Source organism: Reichenbachiella versicolor, from assembly GCF_003171675.1.
GTDB classification, from domain to species: Bacteria; Bacteroidota; Bacteroidia; order Cytophagales; family Cyclobacteriaceae; genus Reichenbachiella; species Reichenbachiella versicolor.
The window spans coordinates 129,498-144,942 of sequence record NZ_QFZQ01000009.1 but is presented as its reverse complement, the minus strand read 5'-3'; the positions used below and the strand labels follow the sequence as shown (position 1 = coordinate 144,942).

Below are 15,445 nucleotides of genomic sequence, written 5' to 3'. Positions count from 1 at the left end.
TCAGTTTCCGATTACTACTATATCCTCTACAAATCTCTCACCTGAAACTTTTTGCTTGGTCAGTGTGAGCTTATCTTGAAAGATCCGAACATTAGCAGAAGTCACATCACCGTGGTAAAGTTCAGCTCTGGTCGTAGGGGTAAAGATCTTTCCAAAGATTCTTACCTTGACATAGTCGTCTCCTGATTCTTTCAATTCCCAGTTTCCATCTGCTATGATCTCTTTGGATTCATAATTAGAGTTTTCATAGTCATCCTTTTCACGGTATTCCCCCACAGAATACTCTTCACTTTCATACATGACAAAGGTGTTGTTGGAGCGAAGTATTAAACTGTTTTGCTTCCAAAAGTCTTCATAAAAATATCCTCCTTCAGTTTCTTTATGTTTTTCAGCCGTAGCATAAACACTGATATTTCTATCAATATATCTATCCAGTATCGCGTTCGAATTTGCCTGGGTATTTCGAATGCGTTTTTCTTCTGCATCGGTTGAAATGATAATATGCTGATCTCCATCCAAGAATTTGAGCTCACTGATCACCAAATCTTGGTATTTAGATCCTGGAAATATGTCTTTCACAGTTAGTGTGAATTTACGTCCCGTTATTGGCGCATTGAGCTTGACTATTTGAGAGGACATTTCATCCTTGATCATATGCGTAGCTCCTGTCCCGTCTCCTAGACCAAATTCAAAACTTTTTAGACGGGTATTACTCTTGTAGTGTGAAGGTGATCGCTGATACCCGTTCCATATTTTGATCGCTGAAATTGTAATCTCTTCGTCTGTCGTGAATGTCAACTTCTGATTGATGCCATTTCCATTACTACCTTCAGCCCAACCAAATTCTTTTTTGGAATCCATCAAGTTGGTGGCACCATATGCCAGTGCGGGTGTCAAGCTGGAAGAAGATTCTATTTTACCTTTGACAGTCTTAGGAGGAAGTATTTTATAACGTGAGTCATCTTTTCCATACATATAAATTTCGGATATAGAGACCGACTTATCAGCGTCGAAAATCGATCTATGATGAGTCTTATCTCCGATTACCTGCTCTATAGACTTTACTTCCTCACAGTCTGCTATTTTTATATAAAGTGAGGTAAGCTCTTGATCAATATTCTTGCTCACTCCCATGTCTCTTATTGTCGAACCAAAACTTCTTCCATCCCCATATACTTCATAAATGATTTTAGTAGCGTATTCAGCACCTACTTCTTCATCTATTTCTAGACTACCGATGTAGGTAGGCTCAGAAAAGTACATCATGATTCCTTCGTTGGGTCCTGCACCTTTCATAGTACGCCAGTAGGTCACTGGTTCCTCTATATCATCATCGAACAAGTTGTCTACAGCGTTTTCTTCAAGGGGTAATGCGGTAGAAGTAGCATACAATCCCTCTAGCTGAACTATCTGCGCAGTGGCTGTGATATGTAGTATTGTTACCAATAAGAAAGGAATTAGATTTTTCATTTGTGAAAGTTTATGTCCAAAGATCATTTAGCATATAATAATAATGAGTCTTACTTTATCATAATAAGCTTATCATTTCATCTTCACCCCTTGTGTTCTGACTCTAAGAGTAATCATAGGAATCACTTCCGTTTTCAAAGCGAGTAGAGGCGTTTGCGAAGTAAAATAAGTCAATCAAAACTTCCTATGGTCATGATTATTTAAGTTTGAAAGACTTATCGATTCATGGCTGTGGGTATTCGGATTATCTTCGGGACTTTATCATGTTCTACTCAGAGTCAAAATAGTAATCTAACAAGTCATCTCTCTGAGATAAAACAAACTAATGACTGGTACAAATCAAGTAGAGAAACCCCAAAAAAGAGGAAAGCTAAGAAAGTTCTTAGGTAAGCGATATTTCATATTCAAAAGAAGGCTTCGATGGATCAAGGAGGCTAAACATTTCTCCAAGGAACAGCGGAAAGAGTTGATTCAAAATATAGTGATAGAGCATAGCTCAATGCTGCTAAGACCTCTTAAGGATGTCGACATGCAGTATCAGTACAACAAAATCACAAACCTAAGATTGGCAATCAAACAGATCAACAGGATTGTTATCCATCCTAGGCAAACTTTCTCTCTTTGGTACTTAGTCGGAAATCCTTCCAAGAAAAGAGGGTACTTAAAAGGGCTTGTCCTGAGCAATGGACAGATAGGATATGACTATGGAGGTGGGCTATGCCAGTTGGGAAACCTTCTTTATTGGATGCTGCTACATACACCTCTGACAGTGACTGAGCGCTGGCGACATGGTTTTGATGTTTTTCCCGATGTGAACCGTAAGCTTCCTTTTGGTAGTGGGGCTACACTTTCCTACAACTATGTAGACCTACAGTTTCGTAATGACACTGATCAAGCGTACCAGCTCAACTTGTTCTTGAGTGAAGAGCGGCTTCATGGAGAAATTCGTTCGGAAAGAAAGCAAACTGACCAGTATAAGGTCTATGAAGATTATCATGAAATCAAGCACCAGTTCTGGGGTGGCTACACTCGACACAACAGGCTAAGTAGAAAAATCACTGATGAACATGAAAACCTCATAAGTGATGAAGTGGTTGTAGAAAATCATGCTATAATGATGTATGAGCCTCTCCTGAGTGAGTAACTAACTAGCTTATCATATGATATCTAAACAGTCAAAGTAGGCTGACCTACCTTCTTACGATGACCTCAAGCCGATATGTAGAGGCACTCAAGTTCGCGACAGGCTCGTGCAGCCTGCAGGAAGTTTTCGCGAGTTCGCGACATGGTGCTGCACTTTACATGACGTTTTCGCGGATTCGCGACGAGCCCATGCAGATTGTTTGGTGTTTTCGCGGATTCGCGACGCAAAGCTGCAATGTGCAGGAGAGTTTCGCGAGTTCGCGACGTGGCGCTGCAGACTACAGGGAGCTTTCGCGAAAGTTTGCGAGTCTGTTCAACGAAATGTGGGGTCTATTCAGTTAAGTGTGTCATGTTAACTAACGAGGTTACTTTGAGTAACCTCGTTAGTTAAAGAAGTTAGGTTAGTTTTAGAGCATGGAAATCAGAAAAACACCTCTAGAGCCTGGTAAGTTTTACCATATCTTCAATAGAGGAATCAATAAGTCTCCAGTTTTTTTCGAAGACAAGAACTATTACTTTTTTCTAGAAAAGTATGCTCAATATGTTTTTCCTTGGGTCAAAACCTATGCTTACTGTTTACTTGATAATCACTACCACTTACTTATTCAGGTCAGAGAAGAATATGAATTGAGTATTCCAAAAAACACTAAAAAAGGCTATGAGTGGTATGTAAGCAATGCTTTCTCTAGCTTTTTACAGAGTTACACCAGAGCGATTAACAAAGTATATGATCGCTCTGGATCTCTTTTTGAGACACCATTCAAAAGAATTGCTATCATGAACGACTCATATTATTCAAGATTAGTCTCCTATATTCATCAAAACCCTCAATTACACGGTATAACTCAAGATTTCAAAGACTACCCACATTCATCCTATTGGTCTCACCTATCTGCATCTAAAAACTCTAAGCTGGAGAGGACGGATGTTTTAGACTGGTTTGGTGGGGAAAAAACATATCGAAAATTTCATGAAATCGAAATTGAAAAAATAGAAAAAGAAATAACTCTCGAAGATTAACTATAACTAACTAGGTTACTTTAAGTAACCTAGTTAGTTATAGTTAATACACCACTTCCCCTCTCAGTCCACAGTGCTCTATAATCTTGGGCACCCATTCTTCTGCTCCTATAGAACGAATATGTAATCCTGATATGGGTTCTATTTGCCGTACCCCTGCCACCAATTCCTTCGTGATCCTTAAACTTTCTTTTTGACAGTTGTTCTTTTCCAGTCTAGTGATCAAATCCTGTGGTATATCTAATCCAGGGATCTGAGTCAATGCATGAAGACGCTCTGCATTTTCAAATGGAAATATTGCTCCTATGAACTTCACTCTTTTTTCTAAGCCTCTTCTCACTACCTCATTCATCCATTCATTGACAGACTCAAGTTCGAAAATGGCTTGTAATTGAATAAAATCTACTCCAGCGTCTATTTTACGTTCGAGTCTATCTACTCCTTTAGATAGATGAGGCCCATGACAGGCAAAGTCTATGGCACCTATGTTGAAAGTAGGTGGTGGAGAGATAATTTCACCATTGAACATTTCTCCTGAATCCGTAAGGTTTTTGATCTTTTTGATCGCTTCAATGGCATCCAAATCATGTACTTCGGTAGCATCTGGATCAGAACCTATAGCGCAAGGGTATCCTCCTAGGATGATAAGATTTTCTAACCCCGAAGCTGCCATAGCTAACAGATCCCCCTGAATGGCTATCTTGTTTTTGTGAATTAATGAGAACTGAAGTACTACTTCCATCTCCGAGAGATGGCACTGCTGACCAGGGATGATGTTGTTGATCCGAGCCTTAGATAGCAGATGATCATTGATTTGAACTACATCTACATATTCATGAATAATTTCTGCTTTGCGCATGAAATCCGCCAAGTCATAGTGCCTAGGCGGCGTCAACTCAGCTGAAACGAAGTATTCGTCACAGTCTAATAGACTCATGAAATTTGAGGAACTATTGAAGTAAGACATCTTAGGTTAGTTCTAGTATTTCAACTGTTTTATCTCCTTCTTGATCTTTGGCTATACTCTGAACAGTATAAATCGAACTCATCGCAGATGTACAAGCATACCCATACCTTTCTTCTACACGTTTGCTGGCATGCTCTAGAGCGGTAGTGCATTTGGATACAAACTCTTTGACTGTCATGCTATCTCCTTCTGTGAAATATTGGCAAACAATAGTGGAAGGAGAATATACATCACTGACTGCGTTGTCAGGCCATTTTACTTTAAGGTTAACTTCTGGCATTAGTTAAATTTTATAGTGTTTTCGATTAGTTGAATAACAATATCATGGTTGGCTGTGGCTAGACCAATGTCTTGGCAAACGACATTTTCTGACTCAAACTTTTTGGTAATCGCTTCTACATTTTCTTCATCACAGGTTAGTACAAATCCGAAACTTGGAAACGAGGTCAACCATTTCACCCAATCTTTGTCTGGTGCAGGAATGATATTTTGAAAGTCAATATTAAATCCTACTTGACTGGTATTGGACAACATGGCTATGGTACCAAACAAGCCTCCCATACTGATGTCTTTGGCTGCAGTCGCTAGTAGCTCATCAGCTATTTCTTTCAAGACCATTTTCTTTCGAAGTAAGGCTTCTCTATTGGCCGTCGTACTGGCATTCCAAAATGGGTATTCTTTATAATAATGTCCTGTCATGTCAACTGCCATCAATAACCTTTGCCCTGCTCTCGCATCAAAACTGGTCAAAAGATTTTTGGCAGTACCTATGATAGATACGGCTAGTGCTTTGCTCTCACTATTGTAGCAGGTATGCCCTCCTACGATCGGTACGTCGTAGGCTATAGAGGCCGCTTTCATTCCTTCCCAGATCTCATCTATATCTATCGCATCCATTCCCCATATGACATCTGTCAATGCGGTAGGAATACCTCCCATAGATAGAATATCACTGATGTTGACCATCACTGCGGAGTAACCTGCAAACCAAGGATCTTTGGTCAAAAATGAATCGATCATTCCTTCTGCGGCAAAAAGTGTATATCCGGTGTCTCCATTGGGGATGGCTGTGCAATCATCTCCTAACTGAATTTTTGGAGCAATTAGAGATGTGTGATGTGTTTTGGGAAGACTTACTGTCGACCCTATTTTATCATACGTACGTGAGATATTCATTTTGTCCACCACGTACGGATTGCTTCTAACAGCCTTGATTATATCTTCGGTCAATATATCTTCTATTACCATTATGCGACGTATTCAAGTTTTTTAGCCCAAGGTGAAGCTGGGTACTGAGTAAGGTCTGCTTCCATCAGGCTGTGTTCTTTTCCATGAATGATTACTTTATCCAATTCCTTCCAGTACAGTCGTTTGAAGAACTTCACATTCTGAGATTGTACATGAGCGAAGAACTGATCACACCCTAAGTAATTGGCCGTAGTGACAGCTTTGTATATCAGTGCGCCTCCTACTGATAGGGTAAATATTTGTTTTGGCTCATCCGAGAATAGAAAATTGGTATTGAATCTAGAGTGTGTTCGATAATCCTTGTCGACACATAGCCTACTTCCCCACCAAACTCGTGGAGACCGTTCGTCTATTCTAACTGCTCCGATTACATTGTGGACTATGCCCATGCATTCATCTAGTGCTACTATAGGTATCGCATGTTCATCTATAATATCTCGATCACTATCCGAAAAGATCTTTTGCTCCTTACAGAATACATTTTTTCTGAGGTTCCAATAGCACTTTTGATCCCACGGTTCATGTGGGTAGTCAAAACTGATGTAGTTGAACTTATATGTTTTTGGTGTCTCGATAATCATAGGCTATTTCCTTATGCAGTTTTGAGTAGTTCCCTTTGTTTTTCAAATGACTTGAGAGTAGAGCAAGCCCCACATTTGGCACACCCTGCTTTCACAGTTTCAGAGGTCATACCCGCTTCATACAACAGCCCTCCGACTTCTGCCATGATTGGTTCCATGAAGGCTGCATTTGGAGAAGCTAGGTTCTCTAAAGGGGTACCTACTATAGGCACAAATGGTACAACAAATGGATAAACTCCTAGATCTATAAGTGATCTAGATTTATCGATTATTTCATCTTGGGTATCACCTAGCCCTGCCAATATATATGTACTGACTTGTCCTTTTCCAAACACCTCGACTGCGGCTTCGAAAGCACGATCATAATAGTCCAAAGTAACTGTTGCTTTGCCAGGCATGATCTCGTCTCGAGTACGCTGAGTCGCTCCTTCGATATGCATGCCTATACTATCAGCACCAGCATCTTTTAATTTTTGAAACCAACTAAAATCGTTTGGCGGCTCACACTGTACCTGTATGGGAATATCTACAGCTTCTTTGACAGCGATGACACTTTCCAAAAGCAGTGAAGCTCCACGATCTTTAGTATTAGGAGTGCCTGTCGTCATGACAAATTGAGAAACACCGTCTAGTTCTACTGCTGCTTTAGCTACTTCAGCCAATTGAAAAGGTTTCTTATAAGCTATCGTCTTATCCGCTTTCAGAGATTCTCCAATCGCACAAAATTGACACGAGGTTTCTTTGTCATTGTACCTGATACAGTTTTGTAGTACTGTTGTGGCCAATACATCTTTACTGTGAAGGGTTGCTATTTTCCATAGTGGAACACCATCAGAAGTAGACTTGGCATAAAAGTTTGGTTGATGCGGAAAAGTAATCGAACCTAACTTATCATCCTTATCATACAATATCGATACACCCAGTTCATTAGGCTCAGTAGCCCAAAAGGGCGAATCTTGACTTTCATGATTATACGTGGGAACCATAATAGTTTGACCTGCCAGATTGATTGCTTTATGATCAGAAGGGCCAGCACCTCCCTTACGACCATTAGCCGTATTACCTTCACTCTTCATTCTAATGCCCTGAGACTGTAATCGGAGCATAGTGTTCGTATCTATCTGGGATGTAACCATTGTATTCATAGATATACTTTTAAGATTCTAAAATGACCGACTCAGTTTTTTCAGTAACAGGCTTGGGTGAAGCAGTTGAAGCTCCTTCGTTCTTTTCATATACCATCTGGTGAGCGGATTTATCGATCTGTAGAGACAGCAGTTCTGGTCTTGCATAGTGCCCTGTACTATCCATCATTCTCTTGCGTTTGGTGATCAGTTTCATATCTAAGTCAGCAATCGCTATTCCCTCTCCTTCTGTGATGGGGTCACATAAATGTTTGCCTTCTGGCGAAATAATAGCCGTCATACAACCTCCTATTAGTGCCTTCTGGAGTTGATTATCACTCGTCAATGACTCTATTTGATCGGGCCCTAACCAACCTGTAGAGTTGATCACGAAGCATCCAGACTCTAAAGCGTGATGTCTGATAGTAACTTCCATCTGATCAGCAAAAACTTGTCCTACCATAGATCCTGGGAATTGAGCACAGTGAATTTGCTCACCTTCTGTCATCAGTGCGTACCTAGCCAAAGGGTTGTAATGCTCCCAGCAAGCCAGTGCTCCTACTTTACCAACTGCTGTATCTACTGCTTTGAGTCCACTACCATCGCCTTGTCCCCAGACCATTCTTTCATGATAAGTAGGTGTGATCTTTCTACGCTTATGTACGATTTCACCGTTAGCATCGAAAACCAATTGTGTATTGTATATAGACCCACCGTCTAATTCATTTACTCCAATAACTGCAACCGTGCCTGTTTCCTTAACAGCTTCACCGATTAAATCTGTCACAGGTCCCGGAACCACTACTCCATTATTATATAGCCTCAAGTGATCTTTACCCTGCATTACTGGTGGCTTAATGAAAGAGAAATAGGGGTAGTTTGGAATAAACGTTTCTGGAAATACAACAATATCCGCACCTTGGCTCGCTGCCTTCTTGATGTAATCGGCCACCTTGTAGGTGGTGGCCATTACATCGTCAATAATTGGACTGATTTGTACTGCAGCCGCTTTTACTATTTCTTTCTTGAACATGATTATAGCGTCCAAGTATCCATTACAAATGCATTGTCTTTTCTATGCAATAGGATAATGTCTAATACATCTTGAGGAGCAATAGGTGTGATTCCTGGTAATAATGAAGGCTCTCCGTGACCATATAGCGCTTGTAAGGCGAATCTACACGCGTATACTTTACCTCCTTCATCCATGAACTTTGTCAAACGTTCAGCAAATGTTAAATGACCTGGAAATGCTGCGTCACCGATTTTTGGAAAACCTCTCTGTAAACCTAATGTCACACCCGGACCGTAAAGCAGGATAGATGTATCAAATCCTTTTCTTAATAATCTAGTGGCAGATAGGATGTTTACTAGACCAATAGATCCCTCAAATGCAACCGTGTGAAAGGTTACTAGCGCCTTTTCACCTTCTTCTGCTTTGACGTCTTCAAATACTTTCTCTTCGTAGTCTACGAAGTAATCTCCATCTTTGTGTAATGGTAAATCAACCTTTGGCATAATTCTATATTTGATTGTGTAATTGTAAAATGAACGAGCACCGTGCCATTCATGAAATCAAATATAGAGAGCGGTCCAATCGGATGTTATCACCTAAAATGGTGAAATTTAGGTGATAAGAAGTGTTTTATGGAGGAACGCAGGTTTTAACATGTTTTTTCTTTAGAATTTTGAATTACAAATAAAAACCAGTTATCAATTACAACTCATTTAATTCTCAAGGAGTTAAAAAAGAGAGTTTTATTAAACCAAAAGTCGTCAGTATGGAAGCATTCAATTTGTTCAATATGGGGTATACGGATGAGCAACGATTCTTTGAGGGACTACTTAAAGTCGAAGATGCGAACAGTTTCAAAGCAAAGAATTTTTTGCGTGAGGCTCGACTGCAACCCAATCAATTTATGTATCTACAGGATGTAGTACAAAGAAGGTTTTATAAGAAAGGGATACAAATTGCTCTGGGCTACAATTTTGAAGAACTGACTGCTGACTTTTTCATCAAGCACATTCATCCTGCTGACCTCACTATGTATTTGAAGCTTTCTAAGGCTTACAGAAAGTTTGTCTGCTACAATAAGGAACAAATCAACCAGACTCTTCATTCTCTACAGATGAACTTTAGAATTAGAAAAGCTGATGGTACTTATATACCGCTCTTACGAACTATTAAACCACTTATCGTCAATGATGACAATGAAGTGGAAGTATTCGTAAGTCAGTGTACTGATGTCTCACTTTTTAACCCAACTAATCAAATCAAATGGAAAGTATACGGTCCTGATGCGCACCTTTTTGACCAATATGTCAACGATAAGGAGCTTGGTGATAAGGAATTGTTTAGTGGAAGAGAACTTGAAGTATTAGGACTTCTAGTCAAAGGATATTCAAGCTCAAGAATTGCTAACGTTCTATTTGTGAGTGTCAACACTGTCAATACCCATCGTAAAAGCCTGATGAAAAAAGCTAATGTCAACAAGACTATTGATTTAATCTCTTTCGCCTCAGAGTACGGATACATTTAGATCTATCATTGTTAAATGACAGCAAAAAAGGCAACCTTTTCAAAGATTGCCGCTGATAGTTTTGCTATGACTTCCCGTCAAACTACCCCTATTAAATTATCTAGTTAACTGATACTTATATACCAATTTCAAATTCTACGCTTAGTGCGAAACCGACTACTGCTCTATCAACAATCGTTCAGCAATTTGCTCAGACAAATACCACGCGTCTTGAGTAATACCACTAAACCTACCTGATCCCCAAGTATGCATCCAAGGGAAGCCCAAAAAATACAACCCTTCTATATCCGAAACACCACGATGTCCACGAGGATACCCTGTTTGATCAAATGCATCCAATTTTAGCCATTTGAAATTAGGAGTAAAACCAATACACCAAATCACAGAAGTAATCCCTGATTCTGCAATATCGATACTTGATATATCTGATTCTGGCTCCCAAGGCGCAACATAAGGTTCTTCGATCGGTGCCTCAATTTTATTAGTCGCAATAAATTCATCTATTCGGTCTTTGATACTTTGAGCAGCTGCATCTGCCTTATCCAAGTCTTCTTTTAGATTATTTCCAAAATGGATCTCACCATCTTTGACATCATTAAACAATCCGTAGAGTTTCATTCCTTCCAGTGCAAATGCTCTAAGGTCTATTTCCCTACCTCCATCTCTACCAGTGACATAGTGATTGATTTTTCTTCTTACCGCCACAGGGTCTGGAAAAGTATCGATTGACTTCTCATAATAGCCCATTTGGTCTAGCCACTCTACCACGTCTCTACCTCTGTAGTTTCGAGGAGACTTCGGGGCATTTCCTACGCACAAATGAACTTTTCTTCCTTCAAGGTGCAGGTCTTCTGCAATCTGACAACCAGACTGCCCGCTACCTACAATCATTACTCCCCCTTCTGGTAATTGACTTGCATTTTTATATTCTGAAGAATGTACATTTTTAACAGTATTTGGTAGCTTATGAGCCACTGGAGGAATCAAAGGGTTGTGAAAAGCACCACTTGCAATGACTACCTCTTGCGAGGTGAAATCTCCCATAGATGTTTGTACTTCATAGATATCACCCACTTTGTCCACGGAGGTTACAGTCACTCCATTTTCCAAAGGAGGGTTAAACATATCAGCATATCCTTTTACAAATTCATAAGTTTGATCTCTATTCATGAATCCCTTAGGATTGTCCCCTGAATACTTATAGCCTGGTAGTTCACACTGCCAATTGGGCGTTACTAAGGTAAAATTGTCCCATCTATGTAGCCTCCAAGAGTCTCCTACTTGCCCCTTATCAAAAATAATATGATCAATATCCTTCTCCTTCAAACAATAACTAATCGCTAAACCGGCTTGCCCTCCTCCTACGATAATGACTGGATAATGCTTCTTCATAATCTATGATTTTAATATGAATGCAAGTTATGAAGTGAGGTAATCGAGGTCAATCGCCTAAAAAGGTGATTTTCAATGTTGCTCTGACTCAGAGATACTTTACTATCCCCAATAGCAAGCTCTGAAGATTCTAATTACCTTTGCCGCTCAAAATTTTGAGCAATGCCAAGAAGAGAACGAAACAAATTTGTAAAGAGAGGAGAGGTAATTGAAATCCGAATCGAAGACTATGCTTTTGGAGGAAAAGGAATCGGTAGGATTAGAAATGAAGAAGGTGAATTTGTTGTTTTCGTAGCCAATACTTTACCCGGACAATTAGTCAAAGCTCAAGTCAAAAAATCTAGTAAAAGCTACGCTGAATGTAAACTAATGGAGGTACTAGAGCAGTCTCCTGATGAAATAGACATGCCATATCAGGAAATCCCTGGCGCTCCTTACCTCAGACTACCTATAGAAAAACAACATCAGTACAAGAAACAAAGTACTCTTGATCTCTTTCAACGAATAGGCAAAGTGGCTGACATAGCTTCTAAATTCGATGAATTCGTGACTTCTCCTGAGTCGTTTCATTATCGTAACAAGATGGAGTATGGTTTCTCTGCTATTGGCTACGATAAGAAACTCAAAACTGATGTTGATGAATTCACTTTAGGTTTTAAGAAACGAGGTACTTGGTGGTGTGCCGAAGATTTGAACTGTGATTCTGGATTGTTTGACAAACAAGTAGAAGACAATCTAAAACTGATCAAAAAATACTGTCAAGACACTGGATTAGCTCCGTGGCATGCTCCTAAGAGATTTGGCTTCTTTAGGTACTTTGTAGTTCGTAAATCATTCAAAACGGATAGATTATTATTCAATCTGGTTACTACCTCTGACGGACTTTCAGATTTTGATCTTAATAAGTTTGCCGACTATTTGGTTGAACTTTTTGGAGATAGAGTAGCTGGCCTTCTGCATACTACCAATGATGAAACTGGAGACAGAACTATTGCCACTACTGGCAAAGTAGAGGTAATATATGGTGAGGATAAAATCATTGAAGAGTTGCTCGGACTCAACTTTGAGATTAGCATGAAGAGCTTCTTTCAAACGAATCCAAAGTCTGCCGAAAAGCTGTATAACAAGGCTGTAGATTATGCCTTTGAGAGGAAAGACACTATAGACAATAGCATCGTTCTTGATTTATTCTGTGGTACTGGCACTATAGGGCAAATTCTAGCTTCGAAAAGTGACAATGCTCAAATTATAGGCGTAGACATCGTAGAGTCTGCCATCGAAGACGCTAAAGAAAACGCAAAACGAAATGGTATCGAAGGTGTGAAATTCTTCGCGAGTGATGTAGGAAAGTTCTTGACCAAGTACCCTGAATACAAGGAAAAGATAGGAACAGTTATTCTTGATCCTGCACGAGCTGGTATAGCTCCAAAAACGCTCAAGAAAGTTATTGCACTAAATGCTGAACGAATGGTCTATGTGTCATGTAACCCTGCTACACAGGCTAGGGACGTAGAACAACTTCAGCAAGCTGGTTATGAACTCAAGAAGATTAGCTTAGTAGATCAATTCCCTCATACTTCTCATGTGGAATGCGTGGTTTTGTTGGAGTTGAGGCAGTAGATAGGAAACCAAATGAGAAATTTCTCATGAAAGTTGAGGGATTGTAGCAAAACAATGTTCTTGATTTTTTTTGTTCCCTATGCTTTCCTAGAATTTTACCTCCAGCCCAAACGTTTTTTGGTATTTCCCAACATAGAAATGATGTTAGACCAATGCTCAACACACTACTTCTTCAAACAGCAGGGAACTTAACATAATAAAAGGAATCGACTTTCCCTTTTATTATGTTAAGTTCCTATTTGTCCATACAGCCTTAATATTTATTCGGATTGAACCAGTAAATCAAAAATGGTCAATGGAAGGCTAAAAGGTGCTCCTGCGATTCCTTTACCGTTTTTTCCGCTATAGGGGATGACGAATAAAGATCCATCTGCATGTCCATCTACTGCAGAGGGAATAATACCCCCAGTAAGATCGCCGGATTCTTCTCCGAAAAGTGCATAAGGTGCTTCATTTTCTACTTGAGTGTAACCGGTTGCCTTTATTTTGAAAACTACACTTCCAACCTCTCCAGAGGTAATTGCCTTAATGGTAAGATTTAGATTTGGTGGAAGTTTCGACAAATACATACGAGTAAAACTAACACTATACTCCCCCAAAGGAAATAACACTTCATCTGTATCAGCATCAATCAGTAGAAGAGATTCTATGCTGCCAACTTCACCGAAAACCTGCAATGAAATTCTTAAAGGTACTCCTGCGATTCCTTCACCGTTTTTTTGGCTGTAGGGGGTGACGAATAAATCTTCTTGTCCTAAGGGAAAAATACCTCCAGTAAGATCGCCGGATTCTTCTCCGAAAAGTGCATAAGGCGCTTCATTTTCTACTTGAGTGTAACCGGATGTCTTCATTTCGAAAACTACACTTCCAATGTTTCCAGAGGTAATTGCCTGAATGGTATAATTTGGTGAACGTGTCGTCAAACTCAAATGAGATAGAATGGCACTTCCTTTGTTAGCCCCCCCCAAAGTAAATACCACTTCATCTGTATCAGTATCAATCAATAGAAGAGAGTCTATGCTGCCAACTTCATCCAAAATGTTCAATGGAATTCTAAAAGTTTTTCCGGCGACTCCTTGACCGTCTTTTTCACTATAGGGGGTGACGAATAAAGCTTTATCTGCATGTCCATCTCCTGCATAGGGAATAATACCTCCAGTAAGATCTCCAGATTCATCTCCGAAAAGTGCATAAGGTGCTTCATTTTCTACTTTAGTGTAACCGGATGTCTTTATTTCGAAAACTACACTTCCAATGTTTCCAGAGGTAATTGCCTGAATGGTAAGATTTAGCGGAAGTGTCGACAAATTCATAAGACTAGACTCCCCCAAAGGAAATAACACTTCATCTGTATCAGCATCAATCAGTAGAAGAGATTCTATGCTACCAACTTCAGATTGATTTTCATCTGAAGAAGTCGAATTTGCCTCGCCCTTAGTTGTAATTAACTCTTGATTTTCAGCGGCAACGTCATCTTCTGAACATGAGAAAATTGAAGCTAGAAAAAATGCTAAAATTAAAGTCGTAATACTGTTTTTTTTTAACTTGTTTCTTTTCATTTTTAATTTTTATTAGTCAAATAGAATTGTTCATTATTCGGCCATAAACGCTAAATAACTTATCAATTCAATCAAATTTTGATTACCACGTTGAGTAAAAATACTTGGGGTTTTAGCTAGCTCATCTCGCTAGCTTGGGAGGAGGAATTCTTTTGCAAGTTTATATCAAAATATAAAATAACGAGCTTTCATGCGATAGGAATAATCGAAGCAATAAATTATCCCTATCCTAGAAAAGAAATTTTCTCTTCAATTTCTAAGGGCCTATGATCATTCCTTATTGCACATAATGCTTTGTTTATTAATAGATAGTAACGCTTTTCTGTTTTAGAGATCAAACAGAAAACCGGTGTTTAGCCTGTGAATAATCTAATTTTATTTTTTTACACAATAGAATTGGGTTTGGTAGTATGAGAATTGCTATTACCTGAGGGCATGCTGGACTACTTTGAAGTAGAATCAGCAGAGAAACAAGAAAGAAGATTATTGGATCAGTTTAGTTGAGAAAGAATTGCCTGCCAAGGAGTTTTCTGAGGATCAATTACGATTACATGGTTTCCACGAACCGATAACAGTCAAGGATTTCCCCATTCGAGGAAAGGCTAGTTTTCTGAAGGTCAAGCGTAGGCGCTGGCTCAATGAATACACAGGTAAAGTAATGAGTAGAGACTGGCAATTAATAGCCAAAGGAACGCGAATGACTAAAGAATTCGCGTCTTTTTTAAAAGCAGTGCATCGATACCAGTCCAGTAAGTTGCAAAAGCTTGGGTAAGTACTTTCA

General features: G+C 39.4%; 14 protein-coding genes and 1 pseudogene. 5 read left to right on the top strand and 10 right to left on the bottom strand.

Features of this window, described 5'->3' with window-relative positions; translation table 11 throughout:
- The gene (locus tag DKG80_RS17565; RefSeq protein WP_109832684.1) at window positions 1-1,470 is read right to left on the bottom strand and encodes an NADase-type glycan-binding domain-containing protein; all 1,470 of its coding nucleotides are present in this window, start codon (window positions 1,468-1,470) and stop codon (window positions 1-3) included.
- A 325-nt stretch (window positions 1,471-1,795) separates the two neighbouring features.
- Here DKG80_RS17565 and DKG80_RS17560 point away from each other — a divergent pair, with 325 nt between their 5' ends.
- Window positions 1,796-2,614: a VanW family protein gene (locus DKG80_RS17560; RefSeq protein ID WP_109832683.1), complete on the top strand. Its 819-nt coding sequence runs from the start codon at window positions 1,796-1,798 to the stop codon at window positions 2,612-2,614.
- A 413-nt stretch (window positions 2,615-3,027) separates the two neighbouring features.
- Window positions 3,028-3,633 (top strand): hypothetical protein, encoded by a 606-nt coding sequence (locus DKG80_RS17555; protein ID WP_109832682.1) that lies wholly within the window; start codon window positions 3,028-3,030, stop codon window positions 3,631-3,633.
- Between the two features lie 43 nt (window positions 3,634-3,676).
- Here the strand turns inward: DKG80_RS17555 and DKG80_RS17550 are convergent, their stop codons facing one another.
- From DKG80_RS17550 to DKG80_RS17520, 7 genes are read right to left on the bottom strand one after another with little or no spacing between them, the layout of a single operon-like run.
- On the bottom strand, window positions 3,677-4,570 hold the full coding sequence (locus tag DKG80_RS17550; protein WP_109832724.1) for a methylenetetrahydrofolate reductase: 894 nt from the start codon (window positions 4,568-4,570) through the stop codon (window positions 3,677-3,679).
- Between the two features lie 31 nt (window positions 4,571-4,601).
- Entirely contained in the window at window positions 4,602-4,880 is a 279-nt protein-coding gene (locus DKG80_RS17545) for an MSMEG_0570 family nitrogen starvation response protein (protein WP_109832681.1), read from the bottom strand.
- A complete protein-coding gene (locus DKG80_RS17540; protein WP_109832680.1) occupies window positions 4,880-5,848 on the bottom strand; it encodes a sll0787 family AIR synthase-like protein in 969 nt (322 codons plus the stop codon). The genes DKG80_RS17545 and DKG80_RS17540 overlap by 1 nt, the downstream gene beginning before the upstream one ends.
- Window positions 5,848-6,429 (bottom strand): MSMEG_0567/Sll0786 family nitrogen starvation N-acetyltransferase, encoded by a 582-nt coding sequence (locus DKG80_RS17535; RefSeq protein WP_109832679.1) that lies wholly within the window; start codon window positions 6,427-6,429, stop codon window positions 5,848-5,850. The genes DKG80_RS17540 and DKG80_RS17535 overlap by 1 nt, the downstream gene beginning before the upstream one ends.
- Window positions 6,430-6,440: 11 nt before the next feature.
- Window positions 6,441-7,574 (bottom strand): MSMEG_0568 family radical SAM protein, encoded by a 1,134-nt coding sequence (locus DKG80_RS17530; RefSeq protein WP_109832678.1) that lies wholly within the window; start codon window positions 7,572-7,574, stop codon window positions 6,441-6,443.
- 10 nt (window positions 7,575-7,584) lie between these two features.
- Window positions 7,585-8,586, bottom strand: a complete 1,002-nt coding sequence (locus DKG80_RS17525) for a Nit6803 family nitrilase (protein ID WP_109832677.1) — start codon at window positions 8,584-8,586, stop codon at window positions 7,585-7,587.
- Window positions 8,587-8,588: 2 nt separating this feature from the next.
- The gene (locus tag DKG80_RS17520; RefSeq protein WP_109832676.1) at window positions 8,589-9,071 is read right to left on the bottom strand and encodes an MSMEG_0572/Sll0783 family nitrogen starvation response protein; all 483 of its coding nucleotides are present in this window, start codon (window positions 9,069-9,071) and stop codon (window positions 8,589-8,591) included.
- A 263-nt stretch (window positions 9,072-9,334) separates the two neighbouring features.
- On the opposite strand from DKG80_RS17520, the gene DKG80_RS17515 reads away from it, so the two are divergent.
- The gene (locus DKG80_RS17515) at window positions 9,335-10,093 is read left to right on the top strand and encodes a LuxR C-terminal-related transcriptional regulator (RefSeq protein ID WP_109832675.1); all 759 of its coding nucleotides are present in this window, start codon (window positions 9,335-9,337) and stop codon (window positions 10,091-10,093) included.
- A 156-nt stretch (window positions 10,094-10,249) separates the two neighbouring features.
- Here DKG80_RS17515 and DKG80_RS17510 read toward each other — a convergent pair whose 3' ends face one another.
- Window positions 10,250-11,485, bottom strand: a complete 1,236-nt coding sequence (locus DKG80_RS17510; RefSeq protein WP_109832674.1) for an MSMEG_0569 family flavin-dependent oxidoreductase — start codon at window positions 11,483-11,485, stop codon at window positions 10,250-10,252.
- 162 nt (window positions 11,486-11,647) lie between these two features.
- Between DKG80_RS17510 and rlmD the strand changes: the two genes are divergently transcribed.
- A complete protein-coding gene (gene rlmD, locus DKG80_RS17505) occupies window positions 11,648-13,105 on the top strand; it encodes a 23S rRNA (uracil(1939)-C(5))-methyltransferase RlmD (RefSeq protein WP_109832673.1) in 1,458 nt (485 codons plus the stop codon).
- 260 nt (window positions 13,106-13,365) lie between these two features.
- Here the strand turns inward: rlmD and DKG80_RS17500 are convergent, their stop codons facing one another.
- Window positions 13,366-14,664 (bottom strand): hypothetical protein, encoded by a 1,299-nt coding sequence (locus DKG80_RS17500; protein WP_109832672.1) that lies wholly within the window; start codon window positions 14,662-14,664, stop codon window positions 13,366-13,368.
- 478 nt (window positions 14,665-15,142) lie between these two features.
- Here DKG80_RS17500 and DKG80_RS17495 point away from each other — a divergent pair.
- Window positions 15,143-15,436 (top strand): annotated as a pseudogene (locus DKG80_RS17495) (ISAon1 family transposase N-terminal region protein); the annotation flags it as partial.
- Window positions 15,437-15,445 lie beyond the last annotated feature (9 nt).

Excerpts from the sequence above, each read along its gene's own strand:
- DKG80_RS17520 (WP_109832676.1), bottom strand. The coding sequence starts at position 9,071 with ATGCCAAAGGTTGATTTACCATTACACAAAGATGGAGATTACTTCGTA.
- DKG80_RS17500 (WP_109832672.1), bottom strand. The coding sequence starts at position 14,664 with ATGAAAAGAAACAAGTTAAAAAAAAACAGTATTACGACTTTAATTTTA.
- DKG80_RS17515 (WP_109832675.1), top strand. The coding sequence starts at position 9,335 with ATGGAAGCATTCAATTTGTTCAATATGGGGTATACGGATGAGCAACGA.
- DKG80_RS17525 (WP_109832677.1), bottom strand. The coding sequence starts at position 8,586 with ATGTTCAAGAAAGAAATAGTAAAAGCGGCTGCAGTACAAATCAGTCCA.
- DKG80_RS17535 (WP_109832679.1), bottom strand. The coding sequence starts at position 6,429 with ATGATTATCGAGACACCAAAAACATATAAGTTCAACTACATCAGTTTT.
- DKG80_RS17545 (WP_109832681.1), bottom strand. The coding sequence starts at position 4,880 with ATGCCAGAAGTTAACCTTAAAGTAAAATGGCCTGACAACGCAGTCAGT.
- DKG80_RS17540 (WP_109832680.1), bottom strand. The coding sequence starts at position 5,848 with ATGGTAATAGAAGATATATTGACCGAAGATATAATCAAGGCTGTTAGA.
- DKG80_RS17555 (WP_109832682.1), top strand. The coding sequence starts at position 3,028 with ATGGAAATCAGAAAAACACCTCTAGAGCCTGGTAAGTTTTACCATATC.
- DKG80_RS17510 (WP_109832674.1), bottom strand. The coding sequence starts at position 11,485 with ATGAAGAAGCATTATCCAGTCATTATCGTAGGAGGAGGGCAAGCCGGT.
- DKG80_RS17560 (WP_109832683.1), top strand. The coding sequence starts at position 1,796 with ATGACTGGTACAAATCAAGTAGAGAAACCCCAAAAAAGAGGAAAGCTA.
- DKG80_RS17550 (WP_109832724.1), bottom strand. The coding sequence starts at position 4,570 with ATGAGTCTATTAGACTGTGACGAATACTTCGTTTCAGCTGAGTTGACG.
- DKG80_RS17530 (WP_109832678.1), bottom strand. The coding sequence starts at position 7,574 with ATGAATACAATGGTTACATCCCAGATAGATACGAACACTATGCTCCGA.
- DKG80_RS17565 (WP_109832684.1), bottom strand. The coding sequence starts at position 1,470 with ATGAAAAATCTAATTCCTTTCTTATTGGTAACAATACTACATATCACA.
- rlmD (WP_109832673.1), top strand. The coding sequence starts at position 11,648 with ATGCCAAGAAGAGAACGAAACAAATTTGTAAAGAGAGGAGAGGTAATT.